This window comes from Bacteroides sp. D55t1_190419_B8, assembly GCF_015558905.1.
Lineage (GTDB): Bacteria > Bacteroidota > Bacteroidia > Bacteroidales > Bacteroidaceae > Bacteroides > Bacteroides vicugnae.
The window spans coordinates 41904-54969 of sequence record NZ_JADMOU010000023.1; the positions used below are offsets into that span (position 1 = coordinate 41904).

The 13066-nt window shown below is 39.8% G+C and carries 8 protein-coding genes and 1 tRNA gene; 4 read left to right on the forward strand and 5 right to left on the reverse strand.

Annotation, left to right across the window (positions count from 1 at the left end; genetic code table 11):
- Nucleotides 1-21 precede the first annotated feature (21 nt).
- Both I2I13_RS17530 and I2I13_RS17535 read left to right on the forward strand, forming a co-directional pair.
- The gene (locus I2I13_RS17530; protein ID WP_167511857.1) at nt 22-1911 is read left to right on the forward strand and encodes a TonB-dependent receptor; all 1890 of its coding nucleotides are present in this window, start codon (nt 22-24) and stop codon (nt 1909-1911) included.
- Between the two features lie 13 nt (nt 1912-1924).
- Complete coding sequence (locus I2I13_RS17535; RefSeq protein WP_195650122.1) at nt 1925-2437, forward strand: ECF transporter S component; 513 nt, start codon at nt 1925-1927, stop codon at nt 2435-2437.
- A gap of 131 nt (nt 2438-2568) precedes the next feature.
- On the opposite strand, the gene I2I13_RS17540 is transcribed toward I2I13_RS17535, so the two are convergent.
- The 5 genes from I2I13_RS17540 to I2I13_RS17560 form a co-directional block, all read right to left on the reverse strand.
- Nucleotides 2569-6561 carry a two-component regulator propeller domain-containing protein gene (locus tag I2I13_RS17540; RefSeq protein ID WP_195650123.1) on the reverse strand — a complete coding sequence of 1331 codons (3993 nt, stop codon included), beginning with the start codon at nt 6559-6561 and terminating at the stop codon, nt 2569-2571.
- A 229-nt stretch (nt 6562-6790) separates the two neighbouring features.
- Nucleotides 6791-7975 carry an ABC transporter permease gene (locus I2I13_RS17545; RefSeq protein ID WP_148366710.1) on the reverse strand — a complete coding sequence of 395 codons (1185 nt, stop codon included), beginning with the start codon at nt 7973-7975 and terminating at the stop codon, nt 6791-6793.
- Complete coding sequence (locus I2I13_RS17550; RefSeq protein WP_148366709.1) at nt 7959-9143, reverse strand: ABC transporter permease; 1185 nt, start codon at nt 9141-9143, stop codon at nt 7959-7961. The genes I2I13_RS17545 and I2I13_RS17550 overlap by 17 nt, the downstream gene beginning before the upstream one ends.
- 22 nt (nt 9144-9165) lie before the next feature.
- A complete protein-coding gene (locus I2I13_RS17555; RefSeq protein WP_148366708.1) occupies nt 9166-10152 on the reverse strand; it encodes an HlyD family secretion protein in 987 nt (328 codons plus the stop codon).
- A gap of 6 nt (nt 10153-10158) precedes the next feature.
- On the reverse strand, nt 10159-11571 hold the full coding sequence (locus I2I13_RS17560) for a TolC family protein (RefSeq protein WP_195650124.1): 1413 nt from the start codon (nt 11569-11571) through the stop codon (nt 10159-10161).
- Nucleotides 11572-12349: 778 nt separating this feature from the next.
- Between I2I13_RS17560 and I2I13_RS17565 the strand changes: the two genes are divergently transcribed.
- Nucleotides 12350-12422 (forward strand) — tRNA-Gly (locus tag I2I13_RS17565).
- A 140-nt stretch (nt 12423-12562) separates the two neighbouring features.
- A complete protein-coding gene (locus I2I13_RS17570; protein WP_195650125.1) occupies nt 12563-12991 on the forward strand; it encodes a DUF2867 domain-containing protein in 429 nt (142 codons plus the stop codon).
- Nucleotides 12992-13066 lie beyond the last annotated feature (75 nt).

Genomic DNA, 13066 nt, shown 5'->3' on the forward strand with positions numbered 1-13066 from the left:
ACTTGAAACACGCAATAAAGTATGAGAAGAAATACAGCTTGTTTATTCCTGTTCGGTAGCTTGCTTTCCATCTCGGGAATGGCACAGACTAAAAAGGATAGCATACAAGCCGGAAGAAATTATATGATTGATGAAGTTGTAGTTACCGGAACACGTAATGAAACAGATGTACGACATCTTCCAATGACGATTTCCGTAGTCGGCAGGCAACAGATTGAGAAAAGATATGAGTCTTCGCTGTTGCCGTTATTGACGGAGCAGGTGCCGGGATTATTTACTACTAGTCGTGGCATCATGGGATATGGCGTATCTACCGGGGCTGCAGGTGGCATGAGCTTGCGCGGTATCGGTGGTAGTCCGACAGCGGGATTATTGGTGTTGATTGATGGTCATCCACAGTATATGGGCTTGATGGGACATCCGATAGCAGACGCTTATCAATCTATGATGGCAGAGAAAGTGGAAGTTTTGCGAGGTCCCGCATCTGTACTTTATGGTTCGAATGCCATGGGTGGTGTGATTAATATTGTTACCCGTCGGCAACAGGAAGAAGGTGTGAAAACAAATGTGCAAGTTGGGTACGGTTCATATAACACGTTGCAGACTGAATTTTCCAACCGTGTCAAGAAGGGACGTTTCAGCAGCGTCGTAACCGGATCATATAATCGTACAGATGGACATCGTCCCGATATGGGATTTGAGCAATATGGTGGATATGCAAAGCTAGGCTATGAGCTCAACTCTTTTTGGAAAGTATGGGGAGATGTAAACGTGACTCATTTTAATGCTTCCAATCCGGGAACTATCCAAGTACCATTGATCGACAACGATTCCCGTATCACCCGTGGAATGACATCATTTGCTTTGGAAAATCGTTATGAAAAGACTTCAGGAGGTTTGAGCTTTTTCTATAACTGGGGACGGCATAAAATCAACGATGGCTATCAGATAGGAAAAGAACCGCAAAAATCACATTTCAATTCTAAAGACAAAATGCTGGGTGTTTCATGGTATCAGAGTGCTACTTTCTTTACCGGTAATCGTTTAACCGTAGGATTTGATTATCAGCACTTCGGAGGTGAATCATGGAACAAAGTACTGGCTACGGGTGAACATACTCCGGGAGTAGACAAGCAAATGGATGAGTTTGCCGGATACATTGATTTCCGTCAGGATATCAGCAATTGGTTCTCACTGGACGCAGGTATTCGTGTAGACCACCATTCACACGTAGGTACAGAATGGATTCCACAAGGCGGACTGGCTTTTCATTTACCCAAGAATGCAGAACTTAAAGCAATGGTCAGCAAAGGATACCGTAATCCGACCATTCGTGAGATGTATATGTTTCCTCCTGCCAACCCAGAATTGAAACCGGAAAAACTAATCAACTATGAACTTTCCTACTCACAACGTCTGCTGGAAGGGGCATTGTCCTACGGAGTCAGCCTTTACTATATTAATGGCGACAATCTGATTATGTCAAACGGACTCGTGCCTCCATTGAATATCAATTCCGGAGAGATAGAGAACTGGGGAATTGAAACGAATATGGGCTACCATATCAATTCACACTGGAATGTGAACGCCAATTATAGCTGGTTGCACATGGAGAATCCCGTTCTTGCTGCCCCCGAACATAAATTGTATGCAGGGGTGGATTATACTTCCGGGCGTTGGAGTGTATCGACAGGAGTACAATATGTGAAAGGACTTTATACTTCTGTTGTAAAGGGTAGCGAGCAACAAGACCATTTTGTTTTATGGAATCTTCGTGGAAATTATCGTATCTGCCGTTTCGCTAACCTATTCATAAAGGGAGAAAACCTGCTGGCACAGCGTTATGAAATAAATGCAGGTTATCCCATGCCCAAAGCTACGTTTATGGGTGGTATTAATTTGAACTTTTAAATAATAAAATGATATGGAATCAACTACTGTAAAACTCTATTCGCTGAATTACGGCAATGTGAGAACTTATCTGACAGCCTCGTTATTCATCGTTGGAAACATCCTTTTTCCCCAATTTTTTCATCTCATACCGCAAGGAGGAATAACCTGGCTGCCTATCTATTTCTTCACACTGATCGGAGCTTATAAGTACGGGTGGAAAGTCGGTCTACTGACTGCTGTTCTTTCCCCCATTATCAATTCCTTACTTTTTGGCATGCCGATACCGGCGGTACTACCTGCTATTTTATTAAAGTCCGTGTTGCTTGCCATTGCTGCCGGCTGGGCCGCACAACGTTTCGGACGTATTTCTATTCCGGTATTGGTTGGCGTGGTACTTACTTATCAAGTTGTAGGAACATTGGGAGAGTGGATGTATATAGGTAATTTCTACAATGCCATTCAGGATTTCCGTATTGCAATACCCGGAATGTGCCTGCAAGTATTCGGAGGTTATTTATTCATTAGATATTTGATTCGCAAATAACTTCCTTATCAATAACCGCTTTTCCCAGAAAAGAGTTATAAGCTTTGAAAAAGAAAGTTCTCCTCTGTTATGTGTGTCTATAACAGAGGAGAACTTTTTTAAATACAACGTATCTATTTGCTTTTTATTTATCAATCTTCTTCATCGTCATCTTCCGGATCAGCAGTAGTGGAATTACCTCCTTCTTTAGCATATTTGCTCGGACTCATCTTATAGTGTTTTTTGAATACTTCCCGGAAATACTTAGTTTCAGAGAATCCAACCATGTCTGAAATCTCATTAATAGCATATACACCCTCTTTCAGTAATTCGGTAGCACGTTTCAAACGCATCATCCGGATAAATTCTGTCGGAGACTGTCCCGTCAAAGCTTTCAACTTACAATAAAAACTGGTACGGCTCATCCCACTTGATTCACAGAGCACATCAACAGTAAATTCAGGGTTATTTATATTCTCGTCCACGATTTTCTTTACATTTGATATAAACTTCCAATCAAGACTGTTAGTACCGTTTGCTGAAGGAACCATTGATTTCATTTCTATATCCAGATTGACATATCTCATACGCAACAGTTCCCGGTTTGCCAGTAAGTTGGCAATATTCGCCCGCAAAATTTTCACACTGAAAGGTTTGATGAGGTATTCGTCCGCACCAATGGACAGACCGTCAAGAACATTGTTTTCATCTCCTAAAGCTGTGAGCAACAATACAGGAATATGTGAAGTCTCAATATCGCTTTTAATAGCGACACACAATTCATCTCCTCTCATCTCCGGCATCATAATATCAGAAAGTACCAGTTCCGGCCAAAATTCTTTTATAATAATCAATGCTTCCTTTCCATTGGCGCAAGCTTGCACATTATAGATGGAAGATAATGAACTGACCAGATAAGAGCGTAACTCATCATTGTCTTCTACAACCAGAATTCGTCGTGAATTAGGATTATCCACAACGACAGTTGTCTTTGCAGGTACATTCGGAGTGGGGAGTACAGGAGCCAACGCTTCAAACTTAGCGTGTGTTTCCTCCCCGGTATTTTGAAAGTTTTTATTGCTTTTCGGAAAGACAATTTTGATTGTCGTTCCTTGATGTTCAACACTCTCCACACTAATCTTACCACCATGAAGGCTGACCAGTTTTCCTACCAGCATTAATCCTATGCCACTACCTGTCACTTTGGAGTTAATGGCATTGCTGGCGCGAAAATGTAGCTTGAACAACTTACTTTGTTCACTGGTAGGAATACCTATACCTGTATCCTTGATGATCACTTTCCATGAATCATTCGTATCAGATACGGAAATACTGACCTTTCCACTTTCCGGAGTATATTTTAGCGAGTTCGATATTATATTCTTCAAAATAGAATCCATCTTCTCCTTATCAAACGATACATTCATATAGCTGAAAGTACTCTCGTATGTATACTCAATGCGCTTAATGGCTGCATAAGAAGAGAATGTATCATATATTTCATTCATATAAGTATTCAGCTCATACTCGGAAACACTCATTTTAGAGGAATATACATCCGTTCGTTCAAAATTAATCAGATTGCTGACCAGTCGTAGAAGAACTTCCACATTCCTCAATGCAATGTTCGTACGGGTTATCCCGTTGTCGGTAAGATTCTCTTCTTCCAGCAATTCCTCCAAAGGTGCTTTTATCAAAGTTAATGGAGTACGTATATCATGAGCTGTATTAATGAAGAATTGCGTTTTTTCATCCGATACCTTCTTTTGTTTTCTTAGATTTATCACACGTAGAATGAAATAAAACCCTCCGATTACAAACAAGATATAACATAAAATGGCCCACCAACTCGACCAGAAAGGTCGTGTGATGATAATTTTCATACTACGTTCCTGAAAAACAATATCATGTTCTTCTTTGGATACAGCACGCACATGAAGGGTGTATTTGCCCGGAGGTAAATTGGTGAAACGAATCAAATTATTAGCTCCCGGTAGTGTCCATTTCTCATAAAATCCTTCCAGCTTCCAAGAATATAATGCATTCTCGGGAGAATCATAATTGATTGTAGAAACCTCGAACGAAAAAGTATTCTCATCATATCCGAGTTCCAGTACATCTGTTTCATCAATATTTTTCTGTAAGGGAGCACCTTTGTCACCTGGGTAAATAGGTTGATAAGAAAGATAAAAGTCACTGAATATCAATCTCGTGAATTCATATTTGGGAAACGTCACATTCTCCGGAAGTTCAATAACTCCATCTGTACTTCCAAATACAAAGCCTTTATTCTGACGCACTGTTCCTGCAGATGCATTAAAATAGGCAGGTAATAATCCTTCTCCTCTGGTCCAATTATTAAATATCTTCTCTTTAGTATGAAAACTGGTGATTCCATTCTCTGTACTCATCATTATACGCCCGTTCATTTCCGGCAGTATTGTAAATATCCTGTTTGAAACCAATGCGGAATTATCAGAAAAATAGTGCTCGAATGTTTTATTTTGATGATTGTACACAAATACTCCTACACCATTTGTTCCGATATATAGCAATCCATCATCCGCCTGATAAAGCGTATTGATATAAGCAGCTCCTATTTCCATTTCAATAAACTGATATTCACCGGTATTTCGATTTAATAAATACAATCCTCCAACGGTTCCGATCCACATATTGTCTTTGTCTTTTTCAACAATAGATGTGATAGAATTCAACCCCGGATATAAACGGACACTATTGGTTGCCAGATTAAAACATTTTAGATTATAGTACCCTCCCGACCAGATATATCCTCTCGAATCCTTAACTATATCACGAATATACTTATCCGGGCGCATATTGACGTGGGAAAGCAGGTAAGGAGAGAAGTATTCAACCGACAATGTATTCTTGTTTATTTTATAAATGCCGGAAGTGAATCCCCCTGCCCATATGATACCGGGAGATACTTCACATAAAGTAATAAAGATATGGTTTTTATCTTTGATCTGTTGGTCAAAAGAACTTAGGAACGAATGCCATTTACCTGTTTTTGAATGATAAAGACTAATGCCATTGCTGGTTCCGAACCATAAATCGCCATCCTCATCTTCAATGACTGCATGTACCTGATCATTGACTAGCGACTGATCATTCCCTATGGAATGCTTCATCCAATGATAATTTTCATAGCGATTATCCATTATTGTGATTCCGGTGGGATAATTGGCGAGCCATATTCGCTTTTCTTCATCTACAAAGACATCATTAATGTTATTTCCGTTCATTTCATTATAACTCTGATAGTTGGCTACAATGTAATGTTCCAGTTTACAAGTGTTCACATCAACTTTATATACTCCCATCCCTTCGGTTGCAATCAACAGTTCCATTTCATTCAAAGGACTGATACAAGCAATATTTACGTCACTGAGGTCAGCGTCCGGCCGTATAATTTCCTGCGTATTCGTATCATATACAAAAACTCCTCTTTCAAATGAACCGATAAACAGTCTTTTTAATTGCTGGTGAAAATACAGTTCGCTCACCTGAGCATGGAAATAGTCTAATGTTTCAACAGGTATAATCTCTAAAATATCATTCTCCAATTTAACATACCGTACACCTGTTTCCGTTGCTATAAAGAAATGATGTTCATCTACTTGTTCTATTGCCGTAATACTAGTATGGAATATATTGGAAAATTGGAATATGCGAGCATCTTTGATATTATAAAGCAATATAGTATCCTTGCGACATAACCAAATATTATTATTCCGGTCCAAATAACCACAGCTAATTGTTTCAGAAGTATCCGGTAATCTATATACCATTCGGAAATCATCTTTATTAGCGTCATATTGAAAGATTCTCCCTTGCTTGCCAATCACCCAGATACCTATATGCGGTTCTGTATACAACCATCCCAGACGTATGGGAGCATCTAAAGTATTACCTTCCTTATTTAATTTATAGTGTTTTATATCTTTACCGTTGTATCGGTCCATCCCTTCATTTGTAAGGAACCACATATAACCCTGAGCATCTTTCTGAATATTGAATATCCGGCGATTGCTCAAGCCATCTTCTATTCCTATATATTTGTATGTCTGTGCTGTAACCCAAACAGGAAAAAAGAGAAGAATATATACAATGTATTTCATATAAACAATTGTTTTTTAAACTACTTCTAACGATCATATAAACATAACAGTTAACGAAACTAGACAAAAGCAATGACAAATACAAAGAAATAAGAGAGATTCTACTAGAAAACATCTATTTAGAAACATTTTTATTTCCAAAGTTGATTATTCACCTTGCGAAGTTGATTTATCTGAAAGTGTTCTTTTGCTATATGTTATAATTAGCGCATGTTTTGTTTTTGTTAATTTAACCAATCAAATGTGATTCCAGTTTCTTCTTATAGACCCATATACTTATTGTAAAATAAATAAGTGCCTGTATCCAGAGAGTTATATATTCCAGTTTGATATCAGCCATACTGGCTCCCATAGAATTCAGTTTCACAAAAGCAAGCGTACCTGGTGCAGCTGGAAAAATGAAATGGGCCACCTTCCAATACCAGGGCATTAGTTCCATTGGATAGGAAACCCCGGAAAGAAAGATTAATCCTACGGAGAAGAAGGCGATCATAAGTAGGGGAGCTTCAGAATCCGTAAAATACCTGGAAGCAGCCAATCCCAGGAAAGAAGTTGCCATCAAATATGGAATCAATAATAACACAATGTATAATCCGTTTCCAATATTAGGTATGCTGAAAAAATGAGGGAGCAAGCCTAATAGAAAAAAGGCAAAGATGGCATAAAGAGCACAGTACACAGACGTTTTTCCTGCTACTATACGAATGGCAACTCCCCAGCCATACCCAAAAGGAGTATATGCGCGGATTCCTTTACTACTGTATTCTTCTCCGGTCACCATACCAATAACCATCAGCAAGGTCTGGAAAATTATAATCATCATGACTGCCGGAATAAGATAGGAACCATATCCTTCGGTATAATTATAGAGTGCAGTGCCTTCCACATTGATCGGTTTCGCCATAGCTACGGCAAGCAATCCTTGTGGCGGAAGAAACACCGCTTCATCTGGCCGGTATTTATCATTAATAGCCAGCATGACACGTGAAGAAGCACCCTGCAAAGCTTCGAAATACAGGAAGGCATCAGTAGTTGCATAAAGGGAAAATACGGCTTCATCTCCCCGGAACACCCGCTCTTCAAAGTCATGAGGCAGATAGAGTATTCCCTGTACTTTGCCTTCTTTCATCCATTCTTTTGCTTCGTGATAATCCATAGCCTGACTGGAGATCTCTGCCTGGGGAGTAGCATCCAGCCAACGGATAAAATTACGGCTCAATTCACTGTGCGAATTGTCGACTACGGCAACAGGTACATCGGTTACAATATTCGGTGCATACATATAATTGTAGAGCAACCCGTAAACGAAGATTCCTCCCATCAACACCAGCAAAACCGCATAACTGGTACTGATAGCTAGAAATTCACGACGAATGATGAATGACAACTGTTGTAACTTACTTAATGTTTTCATACTTATGACTTTCTATAGCTCGTTTTAAATGAGGAAGCAGCGACAGGGCCAGCAACGGGAAGATACAGAGTATCACAGCCGACGGCCAAAGATGGATAAACCCACCGCCTCCATAGAGCATGGTTTGCATCATTTCCGTAAAATGACGGACAGGGAACAAATGGGAAGCATCCCTCACCAACGGATACATATTGGGAACCGGAAAGGTCACTCCGGACAAAGTAGCCCCCAGAGAACCTACCATAGAAACTACACTTATAACCAACGATATTGCCGGAAACAGCGAGAATAAAAACAGTCCTAAAGCCTGTGTTGCAATGATGAAAAGCACAGTCATGATATTCATTAGCCACCAACTCCCCTGAAAAGGAATATGCAAAATGCCGAACATGACGTAATTAGCCAGCCATCCTATCAGTATATATATAATGGTATAAGGTAATAATTTACCTAAAACAGCTGTCACTATATTGCCTTTGGCAGTCGCCAGCCAATCATCTGCTGTGCGGAACTTGATTTCAATGCCAACCGCATACACGGTAATCAACAGAATCAAAACCTGAAACAGAACAAAGAAAAAGGGCTGACTTAAATATACCGAATAATCCAGACTAGGATTATATATCGGATGGTTATTAGCCTGTACAGGTAATAAAAAGGTGGTAATCTGATCCTGCTCTACTCCGAGTGCCATCGCTTGCATCACCACAGGAGAAAGAGCCACCGGAGCTAAGGAAGTTTCGAATGCCGCCATCAACTCACCACCTACCGACATTAATGCATAATGATAATAGTAGGAGAGTGTTGCATTCTTTCCGGTAATCGCATTCTGTTCAAATTGGGGAGGTATGGAAAGATATCCATAAATCTCTTTTTTTTGCACAGATTCACGGGCAGCTGCTTCATTTACAAAATGCTTTGTCACTTTAAAAGTTGGTACGGCAGAAATGTTCCTGACTATCGTCCGGGAAGTAGCAGTATTGTCCTGATCAACAATACCGATAGGAATGTTTTCCATCTGTCCGTTGCCAAAGATCGTAGCCATAAAGAAAAGGGTGAACAATGGCAAGACAATGCAGACACCAAAATAAAGGCGCCGCGAAGTCATTCGCCGCCACTCTCTGAGCAGTACGGAACGAAAAGGGGAATATGTTTGTGATTCATCCATTCTCTGGTTTATTTGATGTCTATTAATCTAAAGTCAATAACACGGACATACCGGGACGCAAGTCATCCACCTTTTGGGTTGGACGGGCATGAATCTCAAAGGTACGTAAGTCATAGCTTCCGGTTTGCTTGGTTGATTTCCAGGTAGCAAAACTGCCTAACGGACTAATATAATAGATTTTAAATTCAATATTTTCTTTACCGATAGCAGGCACGTCCGCAACGAATGTTCCGTCCATTTTAAATTGCGGCATCAGATCTTCCCGCACGTTAAGAACAACATGTATATCATCCATCACCACCAAATTCATAATGGGAGTTCCCGGTGCAACCAACTCTCCACGTTTAGGGAAGATCGTTGCTATCTGTCCGTTTTCCGGAGCGGTCAACCGGGCGTCTACCAGCAGAGCCGAGACTTCATCCACTGTGCTTCGGGCAGCATCGACCATGCTGGCAGCAGACGCTTTATCTTCCTTTTGTGCACCATCTACAGCCATCTGATACTGTTCATAGGCAGCGCGTTCAGCTGCTACAGCCGCTTTATACATAGCTTCTACTTCATCTTTTCTTTGAGAAGTAACGACACTGTCCTTATATAAAGTAAGAATACGGTTGTAGGTTGTCTGGGCGAGAGTAAGATCGCTCTTCGTTTTGTTCCATAATTGAAGTGCAGTAGCAACAATCTGACGACGGGTTCCGGCATCTATTTTCTTGTTCTGTTGCACTGCTACCTGTTCCAAGGCATTCACTTGTTGATACTTGGCATGTACTTCAGGGCTATTAATGACAACAAGAGTATCTCCCTGATGTACCCAGTCTCCCTCCTGAACGAAGAAAGTGTCGATACGGCCGGGAAGTTTCCCACTGATACGAATTTCAGTTGCTTCAGCTTGTCCTTGCAAGACCAGCGGCTGTTTATGCATGATTATAACTCCCAGGCCGGTGAAAATACCGACAGCCAGAAGAATGATGACAAAAGCCCATGATAGGGTTCTACTAGTTGGTTTCATTGTTTGTTACGGTTTAGGTTGATAGTTTGCAAATTGTTCCGGTGTGCCACAAAGCGAGAGTAGATTCATAAGTGCCACATCATATTCATAATATGCTGCCAGACGAGCCACTTTTACACTGGCAAGCATGGTTTCAGCATCAATAACTTCGGTAGAAGTTGCCATTCCTTCTGTAAATGATTTCTTTCGGATGCGTACCAATTCTTCACTTAAAGCAATCGTTGCATTTAAAGCTTTTACATTATCCTGTGCCTTTTCCAACTGCGTGTAAAGTTTATCTACCCCAACAGCCAGATCATCACGGGCTTTCATCTGTCCTAAAGCCAGAGTTTGTTCCGTTAATTTCGATTGCCGCACTCTTTTTTCACGATCCAGCCCGTCAAAGAGGTTCCATGTAAAACCAATACCTACCATGGTACGCGGTAATAAATTACTCTGAATACCATGCGAATACAAGGTCTGCTTTCCGAAAAGGGCTATATTCGGCAAATAGCCGCTCTGAGCAATCCGCACTTCTTGTTTGGCAATATGCTGCTGCAACTGTAATTGGTTGAGTGTATAGTTCCCGCTGTTTACAGAAAGATCGAATAGCATTTTAGGTGGCAATGAATCATTCATAAAAAGGGGAGAGGTAGGAGTGATGTTGGCATCTGTATCCTTTTTATTCAGCAAGACTTTTAAGGCACTTTGCACTACTGTTTCTTCTTTTCGCGCAGCTTCCAAGGCACGTTTGGCTTCATCCATATTTACCTGGGCAAAAAGCCTGCCTGCCTTGTCAATCATTCCTGCCGCCTCTAATTTCAAGGCATTTTCATAATGTTTCTTCAATCCGTTGTAAGTTTCTTCACGGACAGTCACAATTTGTTGTGCCAATCGAAGCCCATAATAACTTTCAACCAATAAACTTTGCTGATTGGCCGATACCTGTGCCCGACTTTCCCGTGCCAAGTCGACCATCGTTCTTCCGATGTTGGTGGCACGAAAACGCTTACCGCCGGAAAAAAGTACCCACTCGGCTGATAAATCGACAGTTGTCAGATTTCTTGGAGTCAAAGGAAATATAAGGGTATTTGCCCCAATTTGATCCAATATAGATGAAATAATCTGGTCATCCGGAATAATGGAATGTATAAAGTCCTTAGCCGGATCGGTAAACTGCGACAAAGGCTGTTTGACTTCGATCTTCTCCGACATGTGTACAAACGCACCTGTAGACTGAAGACTGGGATACCAGAAAGCATTCAGCTTATCACGTTCTGCCTTTGCAATCTCAATACTCTTATCTGCTATTTTCAGACTCTGATTTCCTTGATTCAACAGATGCAGTGATTCTTCGAAACTCAATGGTGTCTGTGCATCTATCTGACCGATGGAAAAATACAAAGTCAATAGTATAAAAAGTCGCTTATTTTTTTTCATACTGGTTAGGTTATATCTGAATTTGAGATATTCTAACAGATGAAAAGAGAGGTTTGTTCATTAGAAAGAATATAGCGATACAACAAAAGGAGTTTTCAACGCTTTTTTATAAGATGTTCTATTTTTCATCTTCTCTTTGAATCACGCTTGTGTCATTTCGATCAGATAGAAAAAAATGATGCATAAAATAATGCAAGTATATACAATATACGTGTTATTAATGGATATAAACTACTTGAATATACAAAATATAAATGCATATTGGAGTCGTTTCTTTAAATGAAAAGCTCCGTTCCTTTAAATGGAACCAGTCGTTGGTCAGTGAGAAGCGTGTTCTCCCTTTAAAAGCAAGCTCCCAAACAGCTCATAAAGCACCCGTTGGTTTCTAAATCTTATTTATTTTACTAGAGACTGAAACTATCCATTTGAAACAATATAAGCAACTTTAGTCTCACATATTCAATATTTGTTCTCTAGTTAGAACCTATTGATAGATTATCCACTAAATTAGTTTGTGTCTGAATCTTATTAACCAGAAATCCTGGAGTTTTTCCTATAGGGACTATCGTCAGTCTGTATATTTTTAATTATGCGGGTCACTAATATGCGTTTTTTCATATCCGGTTGTTTTTTCATCAACACAAAAGAGTTGAAGAGACTTTGATTTCACTTTTTTCTTGCATTAAAATTTCTGCGATTTTATTTGAGATATAAAAATTATGTTTACCTTTGCATCACCATTTCATAAGGCTTTTGAGTCGAGAAATGCAGTAAGCATGCGGTAATAGCTCAGTTGGTAGAGCACTAGCTTCCCAAGCTGGGGGTCGCGAGTTCGAGCCTCGTTTACCGCTCTTTTGAAAATCAGGTGGTTATCTTAAATAAACTGCCTGATTTTTTTATTTTTCAAGCCTCCTTTTTCCATGGTTTTACCTATTATCGGAGTAAACCTAAACTGAACATATTGTAAAATAACCCTAATTGAATAACCAATATGGCTAAGAAAATAGAGAAATATCTCCCCGTAGATTACAGTGACAGTTTTTCCATAGAAGTTACAGAAAACCATCTGTCTCCTAAAGATATTATTTTAAAAGTCTTTGCTCATAACCCCGCTTGGCTCCGAATGTTGTATGCAATAAGGGTCTGTTTAGTCAAACCTTTCGGTATAGAAACTAAAGCTATTGAAAGTGAAGAACTTATTATAGAGGAAGACAAGCAAGAAGCAATTATGAGAAAAGACGATAAACATTTATTGTTTTATGTCGATATTCTCATTACACCATTGGAAACAGGAAAACAAATGATTGAGGTTACCACATTAGTAAAATACCATAATTGGGTAGGAAAAGCTTATTTCTTTTGTATAAAACCTTTTCATCGGGTTATAGTGCCTTTAGTTCTCAAAAAGGCACTATGCTGAACAAACATAGTCGGGGATGCAACCATATAACGAATATGAAAAATGAGATATGTAATATGGAAGCACATGACTTTA